Origin of the sequence: Brachybacterium sp., from assembly GCF_052095815.1 — a bacterium.
In the GTDB taxonomy this organism is placed as follows: Bacteria; Actinomycetota; Actinomycetes; order Actinomycetales; family Dermabacteraceae; genus Brachybacterium.
On the sequence record NZ_JBQDLF010000029.1, the window covers coordinates 12,813 to 34,973 of the forward strand.

The window sequence follows — 22,161 nt, forward strand, 5'->3', positions numbered from 1 at the left end:
GCGGCGGCGCGCCTCAGACCCCGAATGCGGCGAACTTGGCGTTGATCGCCTCGTCGTTCCAGCCCCACACGTCCTCGCCCCGCAGCACCGCATCGGCGCCGCCGTCGGCGTAGAACGTCTGGCCGCAGCAGTGGGAGTTCTCCACCGACGTCAGCCAGATCAGCAGGCGCGCCACGCTCTCGGCATCCTGATGACCGTTCAGCGGCATCGGCACCACCATGTCCATGAACGCCGCGTACTGAGGATCGGCGAGCATGTCCTGCGTCATCGGGGTGCGCACGATGCCGGGGGCGACGGCGTTCAGGGGGATCCCCGCCCCGGCCCACTTCGGCCCGGTGGACTCGCGCCGCACCCAGCGGGAGATCGCCCGCTTCGAGGAGGCGTAGATGAGGTTGCCGGTGGCGGGATCGGCGGCGAGCTCCTCCGCCCGGGCGAGCGCCGCGGTCTCGTCGTCCGCCATCAGCGCCTCGACCAGCGCGGGGTCGAGCGGCTGCAGGGAGGACATCGAGGAGACCAGGGCGACGCGCGGCGCTTCGGAGCGGGCCAGCGCCGGCTGCAGCGCCTCGAGGAACTCGGTCATCCCGAAGTAGTTCACCGCAGCGGTGACGGCCTTCGGGGCGGCGAGCCCGGCCGACGGGATCACCGCATCGACGATCCCGCCCGTCGCCTCGAGGGCGAGCCGGGCGGCCTCGGCGCGGCCGTCCGGGGTGGAGAGGTCCGCGGAGACCTCCACGCCCTGCAGATCGACGCCGACGACCGTGTGGCCCTGCTCGCGCAGCAGTTCGGCGGTCTTCGCCCCGATGCCCGAGGCTGCTCCGGTGATGATGTAGGTGCGGGTCATGACGGACCTCCTGGTGAGCGCACCGCATCGAGCAGTGCTCGTACCTCGACGCTATCCACGCGCACGCACCGGATCCAGGGTCATAGGTCACCGGTTCACCGCATACCCTGACCGGCGTGATCGATCCGCAGTGGTGGCAGCTGGGCCTGGCCGCGCTGGCCGTCCTGGCCGGGGCGGTCGCGGTGCGCACCACCGGAATGGGCTTCGCGCTGCTGTCCTCCCCGTTCCTGGTGATGGCGCTGGGCCCCTTCGAGGGAATCCTGGTCACGAACGTGTGCGGGATCGTCGCCGCGCTGCTGAACCTCACCGCCGTGCACGCCGATCTGGACTGGCGGCGGGCCGCGAGCGTGATCCCCGCCGGTGTCGTGGGCACAGTGCCCGGGGCGCTGCTGGTGCTGTGGCTGCCCCCGGCGGTGCTCGCGATCTCGATCAGCCTGCTGGTGCTCGTCGGGCTGCTGTTCACCCTCGCCTCACGCCGGCTCCAGGTGCCGAACTCACCGTGGGTGGGCGTGGGCGGAGGCTTCGCCTCGGGGCTGATGAATGTGACCGCCGGGGTGGGCGGCCCGGGCCTGGTGGTCTACGCCCTGGCCACCCAGTGGGAGCATCGCCGCTTCGCGGCCACCGCCCAGCTGCACTTCGCCGTGCTCGGCGTGGCCGCGCTGATCGCGAAGTGGTCGCTGCCCACGCTGCCGCTCGTGGGCTGGGCCGCGCTGCTCGCGCTGCTGGTGGTGGGACTGGTGGGCGGGAACGTGCTGGCCCGCTGGGTGCACGGAGCGCGGGCGATGCGCTGGGTGATCGTGGTCGCGATGGCCGGCGCGCTGATGTCCCTGGCGCAGGGCCTGCTGCAGCTGTGAGGCTGCCGCCTCGGTGACTCCTCGGCCACCGGACACGAGGCCAGAGGTGGAGCGATCCCCGCTGCCGAACCGTCGGCCCCCGCCGTCGGTCCCGCAGCTCCTGCTCCGCATGAGCCTCGTGCCGGTGCCGCTCCCCCAGGGGCGTCCCGCACCCGCACTGAGGAATCTACGGGCCGCTGACCAGGAGCGCGATGGGCTGAACTCCCTGGGGAGAACTCCCCATGCGGGCATGACGGAACTCGGAGCTCTGGAGTCGCGACCGGTAGCGGCCTACACTCCCAGCCCCGACCGGTGACGCCCGCAGGGCGCGCTCCGGGCGGCAGATCCCGCGAAACGGCCCGAGGAGGCCCTGTGCGACCGCTCGTGATCACCCAGAACATCACCGTCGACGGCTCGATCGAGATGCTGGACGACTGGTTCGACCCCACCGACTCCCCACAGGATCAGCAGGAGATCCTCGCCCGGGACAGCGCCGCCTGCGATGCGATCCTTCTGGGCCGGCAGACCTTCGAGGACTTCCGCGGCTTCTGGCCCGACCAGACCGACGACGCCACCGGCATCACCGACGAGCTGAACCGGATCGCGAAGTACGTCGTCACCACGACCATGACCGACCCGGCCTGGCAGCACACCACCCTGCTCGCCGGCGACCCCGTCGAAGCGGTGCGGGAGCTGACGCAGCAGGACGGGGCGGAGATCTCCCTGACCGGCAGCATCAGCCTGTGCCACACCCTGATCGCCGCAGGACTGGTGGACGAGTACCGGCTGTGGACGTTCCCCTATGTGCAGGGTCGGGGGCGCGGCCTGTTCCCGAACGGGCACCGGGCACGCCTGGCTCTGGCGGAGCACCGGGCGTTCAGCTCCGGGGTCACCTACGCGCGGTGGGTGCCGCGGGGCTGACTCTTCTCGCCTGGAGGACCGACGATCGCGCTCGCATCGATCCTCAGCGCTCAGAACTTCGGCCCAGGTGGGCCGGGCGGCGCGGCGCGGCCCGGCTTTGCCCCAAGCGGGCGGCGCGGCGAGGGAGCCGCCTCAGTGCAGCCCGGCGTCCGAGCGCAGGGCGAAGGTGCCCTGGGCGCGGCGGCGGCCCTGGACGGGATGGTCGGGGACCACGTCGTCGAGGAAGCGGTAGCCGGTGCGGGTGTAGGCGGCGCGCAGGTCACCCCCGTCGGCCGCGGCGCTGAGCGAGCGCCACCAGTCGGTGATGTCGCCCCAGCCCGGGGCGGCGAGCGAGCCGCCGAACTGCTGGACGGCGAGCGCCGAGCACAGCGAGCCGAAGCGCAGGCGCTCCTCGAGCGGCCAGTCCGCGAGGGTGCCGAGCACGAGCGCGGCGGCGAACACGTCCCCGGCGCCGGTGGTGTCGATCGCGGTGACCGGCACGGCCGGGCAGTACGCCTCCTCGCCCGTGGAGGAGTCGATCGCGTAGGAGCCGGAGGCGCCGTCGGTGACCACCGCGAGCGGCACCTTCTCGGCGAGTGCCCGCACGGCCCGGTCGGGGCTGTCGGTGCGGGTGTAGGCCATGGCCTCGAGCGCATTGGGGGTGAAGGCGTGGCAGTGGGTGAGGGGGGCGAGGTCGGCGGGGTCCCAGCGGCCGGTCTCGTCGAAGCCGATGTCGGCGAAGACGAGGGAGCCGCGCTGGGCCAGCTGCGCCCACCAGGAGGTCTCCCCCGCGAGGTCCACCACGGCGGCGCGGGCGTGCGGGGCGCGGGCGATCAGGGAGGAGAGCGGCTCGGGCAGGTCATGGCCGTGGGTGGCCATGGCGCGGTCGCCCTCGGCGGCGATCGAGACGGTCAGTGCGGAGTGGAAGTCGGTGAAGCGACGGGAGGCGGAGAGGTCGATGCCCTCCTCGTGCGCCATGGTGTGCCACATCCAGTCGGCATAGGCGTCATCGCCGAAGCCGGCCACCAGCCCGGTGCGCAGGCCGAGCCGCGCGGCGGCGGTGGCGAGGTTCGCGATGCCGCCGGGGCTGGAGCCCATGCCCTTGGACCACAGCTCCTCGCCGGGTCGGGGCAGGCGGTCTATGCCGGTGAACACGATGTCGAAGAACACCGTGCCGGACAGCAGCACGTCCAGCGGCGGGTCCTGCTCGGTGCGCTGGGCGGCGAGCGGATCCCAGTCCTGGCATTCGGCGGCCTCGGGCGGCGCGGGGGTGGAGGCGCCGGGGGTGAGCTCGGGATGGTCGGCGGGGTTCTGGACGGGAGGGCGGGCAGGATCTGTCGTCACGTGGCAGCTCCTTCGAGCGTTCCGCGGATGAAGTGTCGTGGGAGGAACAGGAACCGATCGGGGCCCCATGATCGCACTGCGGCGGTGCTACGGTGACGGCGCTATGAAGCTCACCATCCTGGGAGGCGGAGGGTTCCGCGTCCCCCTCGTCTACGAAGCGGTCGCCACCGGTGTCACGGGCCTGCAGGTCGACGAGGTGGCGCTGCATGACATCGATCCCGCGCGCCTGCGCACGATCGGCGCGGTGATCGAGGGTCTCGGCGAGCAGCTGCGCGCCGAGGGCCGGGTCGCGTCCCTGCCGCGGCTGGCCCTCACCACCGATCTGCGCGAGGCCCTGGCGGGCGCCGACTTCGTGTTCTCCGCCGTGCGGGTGGGCGGGGCCGAGGCCCGCACCGTCGACGAGCGGGTGGCGCTGGGTCTGGGCCTGCTCGGCCAGGAGACGATCGGCCCCGGCGGCCTCGCCTACGCCCTGCGCACGATCCCCGTCGCGCTCGAGATCGCGCGCGCGGTCGCGGAGGTCGCGCCCGAGGCGTGGGTCATCAACTTCACCAACCCTGCCGGGATCGTCACCGAGGCGATGCGCACCGTGCTCGGCGACCGGGTGGTGGGCATCTGCGACACCCCGATCGGGCTGGTCCGGCGCGTGGGCCGACTGCTGGGCGTGGACCTGGTGGCCGGGGAGCCGGGGGCCGACGGGATCCCCGCCGTCTTCGACTACGTGGGCATGAACCACCTGGGCTGGCTGCGCTCGGTCACCCTGCACGGCCGCGACCGCCTGCCGGAGCTGCTGGCGAGCGATGCCACCCTCGAGGAGATCGAGGAGGCCCGCCTGATCGGCAAGGACTGGGTGCGGGCCGACGGCGCCCTGCCGAACGAATACCTCTTCTACTACCTCCACACCGCCGAGGCGATCGACCGGATCACCGGCGCCGCGACCACTCGCGGGGAGTTCCTCGCCAAGCAGCAGGGGGACTTCTATCTCGCGGCCGACGGGGGCGCATCGGCCGCCCCCGTCGCAGATGCCGACGGTGGCGCCGCCGCGGACGCCGACGGGGCCGACACCTGCTGCACCTCGCCGCTGGACCTGTGGCGCTCCACCCTGCACGAGCGCGAGGCGACCTACATGGCGGAGTCCCGCGACGAGGAGCGCCGCGAGGAGGACGTCGCCGGCGGCGGCTACCAGGAGGTCGCGCTGCGGCTGATGACGGCGCTCGCCACCGGCCGCACCGAGCGGATGATCCTGGATGTGGGCAACGCCCCCGCGGGCAGCGTGGCCCCGCCGGAGGCGCGGATCATCCCCGAGCTTCCCGCCGATGCCGTGATCGAGGTGCTGTGCCTGGTGGACGCAGACGGCATCCACCCCCAGCCCGTCGCACCGGTGGAGCTGGGACGGCTCGGCATGATGAGCGCCCTGCGCGCCTCGGAGCGGAAGATCCTCGAGGCCGCGACGACCGGCTCCCGCGAGGCGGCCTGGCAGGGCTTCGCCACGCATCCGCTGGTCAGCTCGCCGGAGCTCGGGCAGAAGCTGCTCGAGGGCTACCTCGCGGGGCACCCGCAGATCGCGGAGTTGCTCACCGAGCGCTGAGCCCGTCGGGCCCCAGCCCGCCGGCGCGCCGCGGCCCGTCGGACGCACTGGACCGGCGTCCGTCAGATTCGCTGAAACGCGGCCCGTCGGGCTCGTTCAGAAGCCGGGATTCGCGGGATCCGCGCCGATCCGGCCGTCCTCGCGGTCCAGGCCCTCGATCCGTGCGATCTCCTCGGCCGTGAGCTCGAGGGCGGCGGAGGCGAAGTTCGAGACGATCCGCTCCGGGGTCTCGGACTTGGGGATCACCACGTTCCCGATCGCCAGGTGCCAGGCGATGATCACCCGGCCGGCGTCGACCCCGTGCGCCTCCGCGATCTCGGTGATCACCGGGTTCTGGAGGATGTCGCCTCCCTGCCCCAGCGGGGACCAGGCCTCCGTGAGGATGCCCTTGCCCGCGTGGTACTCCCGCAGCTCCTGCTGCTGGAACTCGGGGTGCAGCTCGATCTGGTGCATCACCGGCACCACCCCGGTCTCGGCGATGATCTCCTCGAGCTGCGCGATCGGGAAGTTCGAGACGCCGATCGACCGGGCCTTGCCCTCCTGCTGCAGCTCGATCAGCGCCTTCCAGGACTCGAGGTATTTCCCGCGCTGGGGGCTCGCCCAGTGGATGAGGTAGAGGTCCACGTAGTCCATGCCGAGTTTCTCGAGCGACGCCTCGAGCGCCTGCTTCGCGGAGTCGAAGCCCTGGTCGCCGTTGGCGAGCTTGGTGGTGATGAACAGATCCTCGCGGGGGACGCCGGAGGCCTTCACCGCGCGGCCCACGCCGCCCTCGTTCTCGTACCCGGCCGCGGTGTCGATGTGCCGGTAGCCGGCCTCGATGGCCTGGCGGACCACGTCCGCCGCGACGTCGTCCTCGACCTGCCAGACGCCGTAGCCGAGCTGGGGGACGGATGCGCCGTCGTGAAGGGGGAGTGTGGGGACGGTGGTCATGCGGGCCTCCTCGGTATGCGGTTGCCGGTGCACTCTACGACGCCGCGCCCGCCGGAGGACAGGCCTCGTCCGGTCGGTCGGGAAACACCGACGACCGAGCGGATACCGTGGGCGGGTGAGTCTTCCCCTCTCCCTGACCCTGCTCGGCCTGGTGCTGCTCGCGGCCGTGATCCAGCGGGTGGCCGGGCTGGGCCTGGGCATGCTGTTCGCCCCGATCCGCTCATGGGCGAGGACGGTCGTGACCCCTGCTTCGCGCAGGCACGCGTACAGGCCCGTGGCGGCGAGCGCCTGATGCGAGGGAGCGATCCGCTCGGGGAGCGTGTTGCGCATGACCGCGAGCGGCTCGTCATCCGCGTAGCGCACCCGGATCAGGTCGAGCACCTGATCCCCCGGGGCGAGCTGGAGGCGGTCCACCGCCTCGGGCGAGGGGCGGCCGATGCGGTACTCGACGATCTCGGTGCGGGGAGCTTTGCCGGCTGCCGGGGGTGAGCACGCCGCTGCGGATCGCCTCCTCGGTGCCGGTGGCGAGCTGCAGGTACAGCGGGGTCTGACTGCCACGCTCCACCGTGAGGTCGAGGGTGATCGGGCCGTTGCGGGCCGGGGCGGCGTCAGGGTCCACGGTGATCTCCTGCAGATCGGCCCGCCCACGGAGGCGGTGCTGCGCGATGGCGGCGGCGCAGATCCGCCTCGCCGCGGATCTGCCCCGAGGATACGGGCAGGCGGATCAGCTCGGACGCTCGAGCAGCTGCACCGGAACCGGCCCCCGTCGGCCGTGAGGGAGTGCTCGGCGGCCTGGCACACCGCTGCGGCGACGTAGCCGTCCCAGGCGGTCGCGGAGCGGGGCGCGACGAAGGTGCCGTCGGCCACGGCGGAGATCCAGGCCTGGATCTCGAGGCCACCGCCACCTCGGACGTGTTCATCCCGGAGCGCCCGATCCCCACCAGCCTCGGGGTGGGCCACAGCGGCTTCGAGGTGGGCGAGGAGCGCGGCCCGGTGCTGAACGAGGACTGGGTCGCGGCGCTGGGCCGGCTGTCGGGCGGGGCGCATGCCACGCTCGAGTCCTCGCGGGTGGCGCGCGGCCATCGCAGCGACTACGCGCTGGAGGTGTTCGGCACCGAGGGCTCGGCACGCTGGTCCTTCACCCGAATGAACGAGTTCGAGGTGATGAGCGGCGAGGGCGGCACGGAACACGGCTACACCACGGTGCTCGCCGCGCCCGGCCACGGCGACTACGCCCGCTTCCAGCCCGGCCCCGGCATCCCGATGAGCTTCGACGACCTCAAGACCATCGAGGCCGCGGCCTTCCTCTCGGACATCACCCGCGGCACGCACCTGGCACCGAGCGCGGCCGACGGGCTCGCCGCGGCGGAGGTCTGTGAGGCGATCGTGCGCTCGGCGGCGTCACGGTGCTGGGAGGCGGTCAGACAGGGATGAGTTCGCGCCCGGCGAATCCTCGGGCGATATCCAGTCCCTCGCGATAGCCTTTCGGCACGCCCAGGACGAGGCGCGCACGGTGCCCGGAGCGGTGTTAGCACTGCTCCTCCCCTTCTCCGTGTCGGCCCGTCCACGCCTCGAGGAGGACAGCGGGAACCGGTGAGCGCAGGACACGATCCGTCGGCCGAGCGGCCGCACGACGGGAACGGCAGGTTCCCCGACCCCTTCGCGCCCTCTTCCACCTCGCCCTCCACCGAGCCGCGCACCCCCGGCCCCGGCGATCAGGATCTGCCCTGGAAGGCCACCGCGGAGCGCCGGGACCTGTGGGGGCCGGTGCAGAAGCCGCTCGAGGGGAAGGTCCACTCCCCCGCCTCACGCGGCGTCGGCCGCCCCCGCCGCTCGCCGCTGGTGCGCGTCGGCGCGCCGGTGCTGCTGGGCGGCCTGGCCGCGATCGCGACGGTCGTGGTGGGGCTCGGCACAGCGCTCGCAGGGCCGTTGCTGGTGCTCGGCGCCGCGGCGGGCGTCGGCGCACTGACCCTCGGCGGGAGCGCGCTGGTGCTGAACGCCCCGCGCCGCGAGAAGGATCCCGCGCTGCTGGGCGAGACGGTGCCCGAGGGCACCCGCGCCGTGCTCGAGCGGATCCTCGAGGCCGACGCCACCACGCGCGAGCGCCTCACCCGCCTGCGCCCGCAGGCCGTCGTGCCCGCCGCGACCGAGGTGCTCGACGATGTGCAGTCCCTGCTCACCCGGATCGATGCGCTGGTGGGCTCCGAGCAGCTGCAGTCGCTGCGCGCCTCCTCGGGCGAGGTGACGATGCTCGAGGGCATGGCCACGCGCTACGTGCCCGAGCTGGTCGACGCCGCGAGCGACACCCTCGGCTTTCTGCAGACCTTCGAGGGATCCGCTCGCCAGGAGGCCCTCGATAACCTCGGAAGCATCGACCGTCAGCTGAACGTGCTGGCCGAAGGGGTCGAGCAGATCGAGCGCGACATCGTCGGCGGGGTCTCCCGCTCCCTCGAGGTGCACTCGGAGTTCCTGCGCAACCGCTTCGCCGATCAGCACCTGAACCCGATCATCGACGTCTGACCAGCCCGGACCACACCGTCCCCGCACCGACTCCCAGAAACCGCACCGCCCAGGAGGCCCCGATGGACAAGCTGCAGCCGCCCACCCCCGCCGAGGAGATCACGCCCGCCGAGCCGGTCGAGCAGATCAGCGACGACGACGCCGTCTCGGTGCTGCCCGACCTGCCCGCCGAGCAGCAGCACGAGCTCGAGCAGCGGGCCGACGCCTGGGTGGATCAGGTCTCGGGCCTGAACCCTCACTCCCAGGAGTTCACCGCCCAGGTCAACGCACTGGGGGCGGTCGCGCGCCGCACCTTCGAGCGCACCAGCCAGACCTCCTCCCGCTTCATGCAGCAGTCGCTGCGGGAGTCGAAGGAGAAGGGGAACGCGCAGGCCTCGGTCGCGAAGTCCCTCTCCGAGCTGCGCACCACCATGGAGGACCTCGCCCCGAAGGACGAGACCTTCGCCGAGAAGGCGCTGGGCTGGCTGCCCGGCCGCAACCTGGCCAAGCGCTACTTCCGCAACTTCGAGTCGAACCAGGACCAGCTGGACGAGGTGCTCGGTGCGCTCAGCCGCGGCCAGGAGATGCTGCAGAAGGACAACGCCGAGCTCTCCGTCGAGCGTCGGGGCCTGTGGGAGGACCTCGGTGCGCTGCAGAAGGCGGCGTACCTGCTGAACCTGCTGGATGACCGCACGGTGCGCCGGGCCGAGCAGCTGCGCGCCGAGGGCAAGGCGCAGGATGCCGACGCGATGGAGCGCGACGTGCTGTTCGCGGTGCGCCAGCGCCGCCAGGACGTGGCCACCCAGATCGCCGTGACCGTGCAGGCCTACCTGTCGATGGGCCTGATCGAGGACAACAACACCAAGCTCCAGCAGGGCGTGGAGCGGGCCCGCACCACCACGGTGACCGCGCTGCGCACCGCCGTGATCACCGCGCAGGCGCTCGAGAACCAGAAGATCGTGCTGGACCAGATCGACGCGGTCAACCGCACCACCGACGACCTGATCGGCCGCACCTCGCAGATGCTCGCGGACAACTCGGTGAAGATCCAGGAGCAGGCCGCGACCTCGGGCGTCTCCCCCGAGACGCTGCAGAAGGCCTTCGACAACCTCTTCACCACGATGGACGGGATCGACGCCTTCCGCACCAAGGCCAACGAGAACTTCCTGACCACGGTCAACAGCCTCGAGCAGCAGGTCCAGCGGGCCCAGCCGTACATCGAGCGGATGCAGAAGGAGCGTCCCGAGGTCGAGGAGATCGAGAGCGCCGCGAGTCTGCTCGAGATCGAGGACCGGCGCTGAGGGGTGGTCGCGGCTGAGCGCAGCGGCTGAGGGTGCCCGGCCGCCGGGTGAGCCGCCTCAGGCGGCCGACGGGTTCTGCTCGCCGAGCCGGCGGTAGACCCGCGCCGCGGTGCCGTGCAGCATCGTCCGCACGCTCACGTCATCGCGCCTGCGCACTTGCGTGAGCAGCGGTGCGAAGCCACTGCCGAGGTCCAGGGGCGTCGGCGCGATCGGCCAGTCCGAGCCGACCATCAGCCGCTGCGGTCCGAACAGCTCCACGGCGACCTCGACCGCCTCGGTGAAGCCGCCGTTCCCGCTGGTGGCGAGCCCGGAGACCTTCGCGACCACGTTCGGGCAGGCCGCGATCGCCTCAATCTGCTCACGCCAGCGCACCATCGCCGAGGCGTCGCCCAGCGGGGGTTTGCCCAGGTGGTCGAGCACCACGGTGAGCCCGGGATGACGCTGGGCCACGCGCACCACCTGCGCCATGTGCCGCTCGAAGGCGTCGGGGACATCCAGCGGCAGGCCGGCGCCGGCGAGCAGGTCGAGGGAGCGGGCCACGTCGGGGCGGTCCAGGAACCCGGGGTCGGGCTCGTCGTGGACCAGGTGCCGCACCCCCACCAGGTGGGCGGTGCGGGCCGGATCGGCGAGCGCGGCGCGCACGGTGGGACGCCTGCTGGACAAGGCGGACGACCCCGCCGCCGAGCGGGCCGCACTCGAGGCCCGCTAGCCGCACAAGCGCCTGGTCTCCCCCGAGGAGGTCGCCGAGGCGCACTGCTACCTCTCCTCGCCCCGCAACCGCTCGACCGTGGGCGTGCTGCTCTCGGTCGACGGAGGCGTGACCGGGGTGCGCACCCGCGACTGAGCCGGGCTCAGCGCCGAGCCGCGTCAGCCCTCGCCGCGGCGCAGCACCTCGTAGACGATCGAGTCGTCGCGGCGATCCCAGCCCAGCTCGCTGCCGCGCTGGTAGACCTGCTGGGCGGAGCTCGCGAGCGGCACCTCCTGGCCCACCTCCTGCGCGGCCTCGGCGACCAGGCCCATGTCCTTGACGAAGATGGTCAGCGCGGAGCGGACGTCGTCGAAGGCGCCGTCGACCATGCGCTGGCCGCGATCGCCGAACATGAAGGACGCGGCCGCGCCGGTGCCGAGCACCTCATGGACCTGGGCGAGATCGAGCCCCATCGAGTCAGCGAGGGCGAGCGCCTCCCCGGCGGCGGCGATGTGCACGCCGCACAGCAGCTGGTTGACGATCTTGAAGCGCTGGCCGTCGCCGGGCTTCTGCCCCACCACGGGGGCATTCGAGGCGAGGGCGTCGAGCAGGGGGCGTACGACGGCGACGTCGGCCTCCGCGCCGCCCACCATCACCAGCAGGTCGCCCTGCGCGGCGCGGGCGGCGCCGCCGGAGACGGGCGCATCGACCACGCGAGCGGTGATGCCCTCGAGACCGGCGAGGGTCTGCTCGATCGCGGCGGGACCGACGGTCGCCATGATCAGCAGCGTGGTCTCGGCGGTGAGCACCTCGGCGATGCCGCCCTCGCCGAAGAGGACGGCGTCGAGCTGCGCGGGGGTCGCGACCATCACGGCCACCGCGTCGGCGCCGCGGGCGGCCTCGCGGGCGGAGGGCGCCGGGGTGGCGACGTCCGCGAGGGCGTCGCGGGCGGCGGGGTTCAGGTCGAAGGCGGCGACGGGGAATCCGGCCTCGGCGGCGATGCGGGCCATCGGGGTGCCGATGGCGCCCAGACCGATCCAGGCGACGGAGGTGGGGGCGGTGGTCATCATGTGCTCCTCGGCGTGATGGATGGGCGAGCAGGTCAGCGGGCGGCGACGGCGGCGGCGAGGGTGTCCACGACGTCGGCGAGCGCCTGCGCGCCGCCCACATTGCCGGGGAAGACGACGTACGGCGCGCCGAGCACCTCCTCGGGGGCCTCCTGGGCGGAGAACAGGGAGACCTGCCCGGCCCAGAACTGGCCCTCGACGCGGGCGCGGCGGATCCCCAGTCCGTTCGCGGCGACCTCGTGGGAGGTGATGCCGCCCTTGGCGACCACCCAGGCGGGCCGCACCGCGCGCACCTTCTGGACCACCTCGACCACGGCGTCGGAGACGCTGCGAGCGATCGCGAGGGACTCGGCGGGATCGTCGGTGCGCACCAGGTCGCGGCTGGTGTAGAGGACGCAGTCACTGGTGGTGAGGGCCTCGCGCACGGCGGCGGCGAGGTCCTCGAGGTGCTGCTCGCGGCGCTCGTCGAGCACGGAGGGGACGTGGATCTCGAACTCGGTGAGGGTTCCGCGCTCCTGGACGGCGCGCAGCTGCGTGGTGGTCAGGCCGACGTGGGAGCCCACCACGACCAGGCCGTGGTCGAGCCGCCCACCGGGAATGGTGATGGCCTGGCCGTCGACCACGCGGGCGCCGGACTGGCGGGTCAGCGGGCGCACGAAGGAGGGGGCGCAGCGGGTGACGAAGGTGCGGCCCTCGGCCTCGAGCTGGGCCATCGCCTCGGCGACGACCTCCATGTCGGAGTACTCGGTGGCGTTGACGACCACCCAGGTGCGCTCGCGGGCGCCGGCGAGCAGCTCGCGCACGCGGGCGGGGCCGCCGGTGCGGATGTCCTCGAGGGAGAGGCTGAGCACGCTGCTCGCCTCGATCGTTCCGCCGGAGCGCTCGGCGAGGAACTCACGCAGGTCGGAGTGGGTGTAGCCGAAGGTGGCATCGCGCGCGAAGTCGGTCTCGGCGACCTCGACGGCCTTCCCCTCGACGGTCGCGAAGTGGACGTCGCCCTCGGTGAAGCGGCCCGCCTCGATCATCGCCGGGCACAGCACGAAGGCATCGACCTCGAGGCCGTGGGCGGAGAGCTCGTCCGCGATCGCGAGGGGCTCGGCGATCACGTGGCCGCGCAGGGTGGAGTCCGAGCGGGAGACCACATGCAGGCCGTCGGCGGGGATCCCGCCCTCGAGCACGCCGCGCACGATCCGGCGGTTCATCGCGACCGCCTCGTCCTCGTCCAGGGCGCGGGTGTTGGTGAGCACGAAGCAGGCATCGCCCGGCTCCTTCAGCACCTCGAGCGGGATCGCGGGATCCTCGTCGAAGGCGACGTCGATCCCGGCCACGCACTGCGAGCCGGTGGGGTCATCGTCGAGGATGAGCAGGCGACGGGCGGGGACGGCGGTCACGGGGGCCTTCTTCCGAGGGACGGTGGGTGGAGCGGGGACGAGTGAGGGCCGGCGCGCGATCACGCACCGGCCCTCACCCTCTCAGACGCAGGTCATGCGAAGATCACGAACACCACGGCCGACAGCGCGAAGCCGACCAGTGAGATGGTGGTGCCCACGAGCGACCAGGTCTTGAAGGTGGTTACGGTGTCGAAGCCGCAGAACTTGCCGATCAGCCAGAAGCCGGAGTCGTTCACGTGCGACCAGCCGATCGAGGCGGCACCGATGGCGATGACCACGGCCGAGACCGCGATCGCGCCGAAGTCGCCGGCCATGATCGCTGGGGCCATGATCGAGGCACCGGTGGTGGCGGCCACGGTGGCCGAGCCCTGCGCGATGCGCATCGCCATGGTGACCAGGTAGGCGGCGACGATGAGCGGCAGGCCCATCGCGTCGAGACCCTCGGCGACCTCGCCGCCGATGCCGGTCTCGGTGAGGACGCGGCCGAAGGCGCCGCCCGCTCCGGTGATCAGGATGATCGAGCAGACGGGGCCGAGGGCGTCGTCCACGAGTTCCTCGAGGAGGCCGCCGATCTTCTCGCCGCGGCGACGCTTCGGGATCACGTACAGCAGCAGCATCGCGGCCAGGGCGGACAGGGCCAGGGCCACCGGGGTCGCGCCGATCAGGCGGGAGAGCTGGAAGAGGACGTTGTCATCGGTGACCGTCCCCGACTTCTCCATGGTGGAGAAGCCGGTGTTGAAGAAGATCAGCAGCAGCGGCAGCAGCAGGACGAGGAGGATCGCGCCGAAGGCGGGGCGCTCCTCCTTCGGGATCTCCCGGGGCTCGCCCAGCAGGGCCGGGACCGGGGTGTCCGGGAAGCGCTTGGCGATGGCGCGGGCCACCAGGTAGCCACCGAAGTACCAGGTGGGCAGGCCGATGAGCAGGCCCACGATGATCACCATGCCCACGTCGGCGCCCATCACGGTGGCGGCGGCGGTGGGGCCGGGGTGCGGGGGCAGCAGCGCGTGCATCATCATGAACGACGCGATCGAGGGCAGCACGTAGAGCATGAACGAGCCGCCGAGGCGACGCGCCACGGTGTAGATGACCGGCAGCATCACGATGAAGCCGGCGTCCAGGAAGATCGGAAACGCGTAGAACAGCGAGGCGACGGAGAGTGCCAGCGGCGCCCGTGCCTCCCCGAAGGTGTCGAGCATCTTGTCGGCGAGCACCTGGGCACCGCCGGTGATCTCGATGAGTCTTCCCAGCACGGCGCCGAAGCCGACCAGCAGGGCGACTGTTCCGACGGTTGTGCTGAATCCGGCGATGACGACGCTGATGACGTCGCCGACCCCGATGCCGGCGGCGAGACCGGTGCCGACCGCGACGATCAGCAGGGAGAAGAAGGCGTGCAGGCGCGCCTTGATGATGAGGACGAGCAGTATGACGATCGCGACGACCGCGATCGTCAGGAGCAGCCAGACCGGCCGATCCGCGAGGACGAGTTCTTCCACGAGAGGAGTCTCCTGAGGGTGTGGGGCAGGTCGACCTGCGGCTCCGACGTCGAAACGCTCGGGACTCGGCGGCTGCCGGGCCCCGAGCGTTCAGCTCAGGTCCCGGGCAGCGGTGCCCGGTCGACGGGCTGTGCCCGTGGGGTGATGGGGGTGGGGGTCAGTCGTTCTTCGGGGTGGGCTTGGGGGCCGGGCCGAGCTCCGCGAGGAGCTGGGACATCTTGGCGTAGGCCTTGTTGCGGTAGGCGACCAGCTCCGCGGCGGTGTCCTCGTCGTAGTCGCCGAGCAGACCCTTGCCGTTCTTGACGCCCTTGCGATCCGCCGCGACGGAATCGGTGAGGAGCGAGGGGGTGGCCAGACGGTCACCGAAGGCGTTCTCGAAGGTCACGAAGCAGTTCGCGTAGACATCGAGTCCCGCCTGGTCGGCGATCGCGAAGGGCCCGAAGAAGCCCAGGCGGAAGCCGAAGGTGGTGCGCACGATGGTGTCGACGTCCTCGGCGGTGGCGACGCCCTCCTCGACGACGGAGGTGGCTTCCTTCAGCAGCGCGTACTGCAGGCGGTTCAGGACCATGCCGGGGGTGTCCGCGACCTGGGCGCCCTGGTTGCCGGACTTCTCGAGGAGGACCTTGACGGCCTCGACGGTCTCGGGGGTGGTGGCCTGCCCGGCGACGAGCTCGACGCCCGGGATGAAGGGCGCGGGGTTGGAGAAGTGGACGGTGAGGAACCGCTCGGGGTTCTTCACCGCGCTCTCGAGCTCCTTGACCGGGATGGTCGAGGTGTTCGTGCCGATGATCGCGTCGGGGCGGGCGTGCTCGGAGATCTTCCCGAGCACCTCGCGCTTGACGTCGATCCGCTCGAACACGGCTTCCTCGATGAAGTCGACATCTGCCACGGCTTCTTCGATGGTCTTGCCGGCGGAGATGTTCTTCGCGACGAGATCGGCGGAGCCGGGGGCGTAGAGGCCCTGCTCCTCGAAGTCGCGCGCTTCCTTCTGGAGGCGCTCGAGGGACTTGTTGGCGACCTCGACGTCGACATCGGCGATCGTCACATCGAAACCGGCCATGGCGAGGACCTGGGCGATGCCGCCGCCCATGTAGCCGGCGCCGACGATGGTCACGGTGGAAATGGTCTTCTGGGGGACTCCTTCGTCAGTGAGGGGCGCCGCTGCGAAGGTCGACGCCATTGCCATCACGCCGGACGCGGCGCATGAAGCCGCGGGGAACCGACGCTGTGGAACTCATTCATCATGATCCTATTGGATATTTGCGAGAAGGGGAACCCCTCGCGATCCATCCGCTTCGCGGGCCCCCTCCGGCTCCCGCATCGCGTGCCACGACCAGGAGACCGCTGGCGAAGGCGGGGAGATGAGCACTCTGGACCGTTTTGACGTTCCCGTTCCGCGCATAGATCCTATAGGTAAATAGGCGTTCGTCGGCTACGCGCGCACTTCCCCCACCTCCCCGGAACGGTGCAGACATCTCCATGAGCTCAGCACGCTCCTCCCACCGCCTGACCCATGCCCACCTGGTGTGGACGGTCGGCGTCTTCGCCTACCTCTGCGCCGTGTCCGCGCGCGCATCCTTCGGGGTGGCCAGCGTCGAGGCCTCGGAGCGCTTCGCTGTCGACGGCGCGATGCTGAGCCTCTTCGGCGTCGTGCAGCTGGGTACCTACGCCGCCGCGCAGATCCCCGCTGGCCTGCTCCTGGACCGCCTCGGGCCGCGCCGCATGCTGGTCCTGGGCGCCGTGATCATGGCGACCGGGCAGGTGCTGCTCGCTGTCTCCACCGATCTCCCCGCCGCCCTCGTGGCCCGCCTGCTGACCGGCGTGGGCGATGCCGCCACGCTGATCAGCGTGGTACGGCTGATCGCCACCTGGTTCCCCACCCGGCAGGTACCGGTGTTCACCCAGCTCACCACGATGATCGGCCAGTTCGGTCAGGCCGTCGCCGCAGTGCCCTTCCTGGCACTGCTGCTGGGCGTCGGCTGGGCCGCCGCCTGGGCGTCGCTGGCATTCCTGCTGCTGCTGAGCGTGCTGCTGGTGATCGCGTTCGTGCGGGACTCACCGCCCGACGAGCCGGGCACCTCCCCCGCCCCCGTGGCCCGCGCCGGACAGGTGCTGAAGGACGTGTTCACCTCGCGTCCCGCCTGGTCCGGGTTCTTCCTGCACTGGATGACCCTGATGACGGTGAACTCGTTCCTGTTCATGTGGGGCGTGCCGTACATGACCGCCCTGGGCATCAGCGCCGCCGAGGTGGGTGCGCTGCTGACGCTCAACGTGGTGATCATGGTGGCGCTGGGCCCGCTGATCGGGGTGTTCACCGGGCACTTCCCCCACCGTCGGCCGCTGCTGGGGTGGATCGCCGGCACGATCCTCACCGTGACCTGGTCCCTCACGCTGCTGGTTCCTGCTCAGCTCTCGGCCTGGCAGCTGCTGCCGCTGATCACGGCGATGGCGATCGGATCGGCCACCTGCTCCGTCGGCTTCGACCTGGCCCGCACCGGGGTGCCGCATCGAGCGATCGGCACCGCGACCGGCATGGTCAACATCGGTGGCTTCTCCGCCTCGCTGCTGGCCGTGCTGCTGATCGGGATCGTGCTGGACCTGCGCACCGGAGAAGGTGCGGCGAGTCTGACCGACTACCGGATGGCCATGGCCTCGCAGCTGGTGCTGATGGTGGTCGCCGGGATCGGGCTGTGGGCCACCACCAGGGACCGGCTCAGCCCACCTGCACAGCGCCGCTGAACAGTCGGCGGGGCCCGGTGAGGCCCTGGAAAGTCCTGCTCCCCGGGCCCGGATCCGATCCGTGCAGGTGCCGGATCAGTGCATGTGCTTGCCGCCGTCGACGTTGATCGAGGTGCCGCTGACGAAGGAGGAGTCCTCTCCGACCAGGAAGCTGATCAGACCGGCGACCTCCTCGGGCTGGCCCACGCGCTGCAGCGGGATGTTGGCCGACATCGAGTCCTTGCGGTCCTCGGTGAGGGTTCCGCCCATGATGTCGGTGTCGATCGGGCCGGGCAGGATCACGTTGGCGGTGATGCCATGGACGCCCAGCTCGCGGGCGGCGCCACGGGTCAGGCCCTGCACGGCGGCCTTCGCGGCGGCATAGCCGGTCTTGGAGAAGGTGCCTCCGCCGTCGAGGGCGGTGATCGAGGAGGTGTTGACGATGCGCCCACCCACACCGCCGTCGATCATGCGCCGGGCCGCGGCCTGCATCATCAGCAGGGTGCCCTTGCCGTTGACGTTCATGACCCGGTCCCAGATCTCCGAGGTGATCTCGAGGATCGAATGGGGGCTGGGGATCCCGGCGAGGTTGACCAGCGCCACCAGCTGCGGCAGCTCCGCGTCGATCCGTGCGAAGGCGGCGTCGACCGAGGCCTGATCGCTGATGTCCACGCCGACCCCGATCACCTTCAGGCCGGAGTCGGTGGGGATCTCGGCGCTCAGCTCGGTGGCGAACTCCTCGACGGCCGCGCCGTCGATGTCCGCAGCGGCCACGTTCCAGCCCTCGGCGACGAGCTTGCGTACGACGCGCCGGCCGATGCCGCGGGGGGCACCGGCACCGGTCACCACCGCAGTGCGCTGGGCGGGGAACGGCTGGATCGTCCGGGTCTGGATGATTCCGGTTTCTTCGGTCATGAGGTGTTCTCCTTCGAACGGTGGGCTGCGGATCCGCGAACCTGCGGAGGGCTCAGGCGCTGGCGCCCGCAGGGGCGTCGGCGAGAGCGGAGGTCAGCACCTGGCGGATGTAGTGCACGTTCTCGGCGATCACACCGAGGGAATCGGAGCCGTAGTGCTCGCAGCAGAAGGGCCCGGTGTAGCCGAGCTCGAGGGCACGACGGATCACCTTGCGGTAGTTGATGTACCCGTACTTCAGGGGCATCGGGGCGCTCGAGTAGGCACCGGTTGCGGTGTCGAGGTCGCGGGTGTAGTTCTTGATGTGCCAGAAGTTCGAGTGGGGCAGGACCTTCTCGAACATGTCTTCCCAGGGCTCGACCTCGCGGTGCAGACGCACCAGGTTGCCGAGGTCCGGGTTCAGGCCGACGGAGGCGTGGTCGACGTCCTTGACGAAGGAGACCGCCTCGTCGGGAGTGCCGACGTAGGTGTCCTCGTACATCTCGAGGCTGAGCTGGATTCCCTGCGCCGCAGCGGCATCGCCGAGGTGGCGGACCCGCTCGATCGCCAGGTCACGCAGCGCCGGGTCGTCGACGTGGCCATCCTCCAGCCAGAACCAGATGGCCTTGGCCTGCTTCTCTGTGATGGCCTGCATGAACCCGGTGTTCACGACGGTCACGCCGAAGCTTGGGGCCAGCTCGATGAAGCGCAGGGCATCGGCGAGGTTCTGCTCGCCGTTGTTCACATCGACCACGGAGTTGCGGGTCATCGAGATCGAGGAGAGGGACATGCCCTCGCCGTCGAGCACGCGACGGAACTCCTCGACGCGCTCATCGCTCAGCTTGGCGAGCGGGAGCCAGGCATCGGTCGGGTCGATCATGTCGACGCCGAGCTCCTTGACCTGGCGCAGCTGGGAGGCCCAGACGTTCGAGGAGGCCTCCAGGAGAGGAGTGCCGTCCGAGGTCTTGTTGCCGAACCCGAGCATGTTGGCCCCGATCGGCCAGTTCTCTGCGGTGAACATCGTTGTCCCTTCGTTGACGAGGAATGATCTCGGCGATCCTATAGGATCGATGGCCCTATGGGAAGGAGCGGTGCGAAATTTTGTGTCGACCAAGATTTCGCGGCCTTCCGAGGCGAAGATGCCGGCCCGAATGCTGGCCCCAGCTCGCGGATTCTTCCCCGATCGAGGCGGAACGGCACGAGGAGCGGTCGCCTCTGTCCAGCCACGCAAGATTCCTATAGGATCGAAGGGATCCCGGGCCTCACGCCCGCCCCGGCCCGCTCACGACTACCCGCCGTCGGTCCCCCGCGGCAGCCTTCGGAGGAAAACACGATGACGTACCTCTTCAACGATCCCGCAGCCTTCGCGACCGATGCGGTCGCAGGCCTCGCCGCAGCCCACCCCGATCACGTCGCGGTAGTGCACGGCGGCGTGGTGCGGGCGACGGAGACCCCGAAGGGGCAGCCGGCGCTCGTGATCGGCGGTGGCTCCGGCCACTACCCCGCCTTCGCCGGCTGGGTGGGCCCGGGCATGGGCCACGGCGCCCCCTGCGGCAACGTCTTCGCCTCGCCCTCGACCTCGCAGGTCTACTCCGTGGCACGCAATGCCGAGAACGGCGGCGGCGTGATCCTGGGCTTCGGCAACTACGCCGGGGACGTGCTGCACTTCGGCGGAGCGGCGGAGAAGCTGCGCGCCGAAGGCATCGACGTGCGGATCGTCAAGGTCAGCGACGACATCGTCTCCAACACTCCCGAGAACCATCGCGACCGCCGCGGCATCGCCGGTGACCTGCCGGTCTTCAAGATCGCGGGCGCCGCGATCGAGGCCGGCGCCGATCTCGACGAGGCCGAGCGCATCGCCGTGAAGGCGAACGACGCGACCCGCTCCTTCGGCGTCGCCTTCGACGGCCCCACCCTCCCCGGCGCGGAGGACGCACTGTTCCACGTCGAGGACGGCCAGATGGGCGTGGGCCTGGGCATCCACGGCGAGCCCGGCGTGCGCGACGAGCCGATCGGCACGGCCGACGAGATCGCGACCCTGCTGGTCGAAGGTGTCCTGGCCGAGCAGCCGGAGCGCGTCGAGGGCGGCTACCAGGGCCGGGCCGCGGTGCTCGTGAACGGTCTGGGCACCGTGAAGTACGAGGAGCTGTTCATCGTCTACGCGAAGGTCGCGGAGCTGCTCGAGGCCGCCGGCATCACCCCGGTGCGGCCCGAGGTGGGCGAGCTGATCACCAGCCTCGACATGGCCGGAGTGTCCCTGACCCTGGTTTTCCTCGACGAGGAGCTCGAGCAGCACTGGCTCGCCCCCGTGGACACTCCTGCTTTCCACCGTGGCGCGATGCCGCAGGTGGACCGCCCCCGCCGCACCGAGTTCTGGCAGGCCGGGGCCGATGAGACGCCCGCCTCGAGCGAGGAGTCGCGCGAGGTCGCGCAGCAGATCGCCGGTGTGCTGGACCTCTTCGAGTCCGTCTGCGTGCGGGAAGAGGCAGAGCTGGGCCGGATTGACGCGATCGCCGGCGATGGCGACCACGGCCAGGGCATGGCTTACGGCACCAAGGGTGCTGCGGCCGCCGCGAAGGCTGCGCTCGAGGCCGGCGCCGGGGCTCGCACCCTGCTGGTCCGGGCGGGCGACGCCTGGTCGGAATCCGCCGGAGGCACCTCCGGAGCGCTCTGGGGAGCGGCTCTGATCGCCGCTGCCAGCATCTTCGACGATCAGGCGGGCAGCGAGCCGCGGAACATCGTGGACGCGATCGACGCCGGGATCGATGCCATCCAGCGCCTGGGCGGGGCGCAGGTGGGCGACAAGACCATGGTCGACGCCGCTGCCCCGTTCCGGACCACGATGGCCGAGACCTTCACCGGCGACAACGCCGCCGAGGCGATCCTCGCCGGCGCCTCCGTGGCCCGCGAGGCCGCGGATGCCACGGCGGACATCACCGCCGCCCTGGGCCGCTCGCGCGTGCTCGGCGAGAAGTCGATCGGCACGCCCGACCCCGGCGCGATCTCCTTCTCCATCCTGATGAAGGAGCTCGGGCAGCACCTGTCCTGACCTCCCCGGCCTCGGGCAATCACCCGACCCCACGGCTGCCACGGTCACCGAACAACCACCACGACCCCTACGACCCCTACGACCAAGGAGATTCCCATGGCACTGAAGATCATCGTCGGCGGCGACAACGCCGGCTACGGATACAAGGAAGAGTTCAAGGCCCTGCTCGAGGCCGATGACCGCGTCGAGTCGGTCTTCGACGTCGGCGTCGGCAGCGCGGATGACGGCACCTTCTACCCGAACGTCGCAGTCGCCGCGGCGGAGAAGGTCGCCGCGGGCGAGGCGGACCGGGCACTGCTGATCTGCGGCACCGGCCTGGGCGTCGCGATCGCCGCGAACAAGGTCTCCGGCGTCCGCGCCGTCACCGCGCACGACCTCTACTCCGTTCAGCGCTCCGTGCTCTCCAACAACGCGCAGGTGCTCTGCATGGGTCAGCGCGTGATCGGCCTGGAGCTCGCGAAGGAGCTGATCAAGGTGTGGCTGGACCTCGAGTTCGACCCCACCTCCTCCTCCGCCGCGAAGGTCGACGCGATCTGCGCCTACGACGGCTCGCTCGAGCAGGCCTGACCCCGACGGGGCCGCGCAGGCCCTGCCACCCTGTCCCGGCGGACCGCGTCCCGGCCGGACCCCG

The 22,161-nt window shown here is 71.2% G+C and carries 21 protein-coding genes and 1 pseudogene; 11 read left to right on the forward strand and 11 right to left on the reverse strand.

Going from position 1 to position 22,161, the window contains the following annotated elements; translation table 11 throughout:
• Window positions 1-13: 13 nt before the first annotated feature.
• Window positions 14-841 (reverse strand): SDR family oxidoreductase, encoded by an 828-nt coding sequence (locus ACTH43_RS11965; RefSeq protein WP_441445126.1) that lies wholly within the window; start codon window positions 839-841, stop codon window positions 14-16.
• A 116-nt stretch (window positions 842-957) separates the two neighbouring features.
• On the opposite strand from ACTH43_RS11965, the gene ACTH43_RS11970 reads away from it, so the two are divergent.
• Window positions 958-1,695: a TSUP family transporter gene (locus ACTH43_RS11970; protein ID WP_441445127.1), complete on the forward strand. Its 738-nt coding sequence runs from the start codon at window positions 958-960 to the stop codon at window positions 1,693-1,695.
• A gap of 351 nt (window positions 1,696-2,046) precedes the next feature.
• Entirely contained in the window at window positions 2,047-2,595 is a 549-nt protein-coding gene (locus tag ACTH43_RS11975; protein WP_441445128.1) for a dihydrofolate reductase family protein, read from the forward strand.
• Window positions 2,596-2,727: 132 nt separating this feature from the next.
• Here the strand turns inward: ACTH43_RS11975 and ACTH43_RS11980 are convergent, their stop codons facing one another.
• A complete protein-coding gene (locus tag ACTH43_RS11980; protein ID WP_441445129.1) occupies window positions 2,728-3,918 on the reverse strand; it encodes a carbohydrate kinase family protein in 1,191 nt (396 codons plus the stop codon).
• Between the two features lie 103 nt (window positions 3,919-4,021).
• Here ACTH43_RS11980 and ACTH43_RS11985 point away from each other — a divergent pair, with 103 nt between their 5' ends.
• Window positions 4,022-5,503, forward strand: coding sequence for a family 4 glycosyl hydrolase (locus tag ACTH43_RS11985; RefSeq protein WP_441445130.1), 1,482 nt, complete (start codon window positions 4,022-4,024; stop codon window positions 5,501-5,503).
• A 96-nt stretch (window positions 5,504-5,599) separates the two neighbouring features.
• Here ACTH43_RS11985 and ACTH43_RS11990 read toward each other — a convergent pair whose 3' ends face one another.
• Window positions 5,600-6,433 carry an aldo/keto reductase gene (locus tag ACTH43_RS11990; protein ID WP_441445157.1) on the reverse strand — a complete coding sequence of 278 codons (834 nt, stop codon included), beginning with the start codon at window positions 6,431-6,433 and terminating at the stop codon, window positions 5,600-5,602.
• Window positions 6,434-6,548: 115 nt separating this feature from the next.
• Between ACTH43_RS11990 and ACTH43_RS11995 the strand changes: the two genes are divergently transcribed.
• Entirely contained in the window at window positions 6,549-6,725 is a 177-nt protein-coding gene (locus tag ACTH43_RS11995) for a hypothetical protein (RefSeq protein WP_441445162.1), read from the forward strand.
• Here ACTH43_RS11995 and ACTH43_RS12000 read toward each other — a convergent pair.
• Window positions 6,689-7,300 (reverse strand): annotated as a pseudogene (locus tag ACTH43_RS12000) (UTRA domain-containing protein); the annotation flags it as partial. The gene ACTH43_RS11995 and the pseudogene ACTH43_RS12000 overlap by 37 nt on opposite strands.
• On the opposite strand from ACTH43_RS12000, the gene ACTH43_RS12005 reads away from it, so the two are divergent.
• From ACTH43_RS12005 to ACTH43_RS12015, 3 genes are all read left to right on the forward strand, one after another.
• On the forward strand, window positions 7,214-7,867 hold the full coding sequence (locus tag ACTH43_RS12005; protein WP_441445131.1) for a Gfo/Idh/MocA family oxidoreductase: 654 nt from the start codon (window positions 7,214-7,216) through the stop codon (window positions 7,865-7,867). The pseudogene ACTH43_RS12000 and the gene ACTH43_RS12005 overlap by 87 nt on opposite strands.
• A gap of 159 nt (window positions 7,868-8,026) precedes the next feature.
• Window positions 8,027-8,953, forward strand: coding sequence for a hypothetical protein (locus ACTH43_RS12010; RefSeq protein WP_441445132.1), 927 nt, complete (start codon window positions 8,027-8,029; stop codon window positions 8,951-8,953).
• Between the two features lie 62 nt (window positions 8,954-9,015).
• Window positions 9,016-10,233, forward strand: coding sequence for a toxic anion resistance protein (locus tag ACTH43_RS12015; RefSeq protein WP_441445133.1), 1,218 nt, complete (start codon window positions 9,016-9,018; stop codon window positions 10,231-10,233).
• 57 nt (window positions 10,234-10,290) lie between these two features.
• Here ACTH43_RS12015 and ACTH43_RS12020 read toward each other — a convergent pair whose 3' ends face one another.
• Complete coding sequence (locus ACTH43_RS12020; protein WP_441445134.1) at window positions 10,291-10,896, reverse strand: amidohydrolase family protein; 606 nt, start codon at window positions 10,894-10,896, stop codon at window positions 10,291-10,293.
• Between the two features lie 58 nt (window positions 10,897-10,954).
• Between ACTH43_RS12020 and ACTH43_RS12025 the strand changes: the two genes are divergently transcribed.
• Window positions 10,955-11,077 (forward strand): hypothetical protein, encoded by a 123-nt coding sequence (locus ACTH43_RS12025; RefSeq protein WP_441445158.1) that lies wholly within the window; start codon window positions 10,955-10,957, stop codon window positions 11,075-11,077.
• A 23-nt stretch (window positions 11,078-11,100) separates the two neighbouring features.
• Here the strand turns inward: ACTH43_RS12025 and ACTH43_RS12030 are convergent, their stop codons facing one another.
• From ACTH43_RS12030 to ACTH43_RS12045, 4 genes are all read right to left on the reverse strand, one after another.
• Window positions 11,101-11,991, reverse strand: coding sequence for an NAD(P)-dependent oxidoreductase (locus ACTH43_RS12030; protein WP_441445135.1), 891 nt, complete (start codon window positions 11,989-11,991; stop codon window positions 11,101-11,103).
• Between the two features lie 32 nt (window positions 11,992-12,023).
• Entirely contained in the window at window positions 12,024-13,379 is a 1,356-nt protein-coding gene (locus ACTH43_RS12035; protein WP_441445136.1) for a four-carbon acid sugar kinase family protein, read from the reverse strand.
• 92 nt (window positions 13,380-13,471) lie between these two features.
• Window positions 13,472-14,872 carry a GntP family permease gene (locus ACTH43_RS12040; protein WP_441445137.1) on the reverse strand — a complete coding sequence of 467 codons (1,401 nt, stop codon included), beginning with the start codon at window positions 14,870-14,872 and terminating at the stop codon, window positions 13,472-13,474.
• Window positions 14,873-15,029: 157 nt separating this feature from the next.
• Window positions 15,030-16,052, reverse strand: a complete 1,023-nt coding sequence (locus ACTH43_RS12045) for a 3-hydroxyacyl-CoA dehydrogenase family protein (protein WP_441445138.1) — start codon at window positions 16,050-16,052, stop codon at window positions 15,030-15,032.
• A gap of 299 nt (window positions 16,053-16,351) precedes the next feature.
• Between ACTH43_RS12045 and ACTH43_RS12050 the strand changes: the two genes are divergently transcribed.
• Complete coding sequence (locus tag ACTH43_RS12050) at window positions 16,352-17,611, forward strand: MFS transporter (protein WP_441445139.1); 1,260 nt, start codon at window positions 16,352-16,354, stop codon at window positions 17,609-17,611.
• 75 nt (window positions 17,612-17,686) lie between these two features.
• On the opposite strand, the gene ACTH43_RS12055 is transcribed toward ACTH43_RS12050, so the two are convergent.
• Window positions 17,687-18,505, reverse strand: coding sequence for an SDR family NAD(P)-dependent oxidoreductase (locus tag ACTH43_RS12055; RefSeq protein WP_441445140.1), 819 nt, complete (start codon window positions 18,503-18,505; stop codon window positions 17,687-17,689).
• 52 nt (window positions 18,506-18,557) lie between these two features.
• Window positions 18,558-19,502, reverse strand: coding sequence for a sugar phosphate isomerase/epimerase family protein (locus ACTH43_RS12060; RefSeq protein ID WP_441445141.1), 945 nt, complete (start codon window positions 19,500-19,502; stop codon window positions 18,558-18,560).
• A gap of 312 nt (window positions 19,503-19,814) precedes the next feature.
• Here ACTH43_RS12060 and ACTH43_RS12065 point away from each other — a divergent pair, with 312 nt between their 5' ends.
• Both ACTH43_RS12065 and ACTH43_RS12070 read left to right on the forward strand, forming a co-directional pair.
• Window positions 19,815-21,530 (forward strand): dihydroxyacetone kinase family protein, encoded by a 1,716-nt coding sequence (locus ACTH43_RS12065; protein WP_441445142.1) that lies wholly within the window; start codon window positions 19,815-19,817, stop codon window positions 21,528-21,530.
• A 96-nt stretch (window positions 21,531-21,626) separates the two neighbouring features.
• A complete protein-coding gene (locus tag ACTH43_RS12070; RefSeq protein ID WP_441445143.1) occupies window positions 21,627-22,097 on the forward strand; it encodes a ribose-5-phosphate isomerase in 471 nt (156 codons plus the stop codon).
• The last annotated feature ends 64 nt before the right edge of the window (window positions 22,098-22,161 follow it).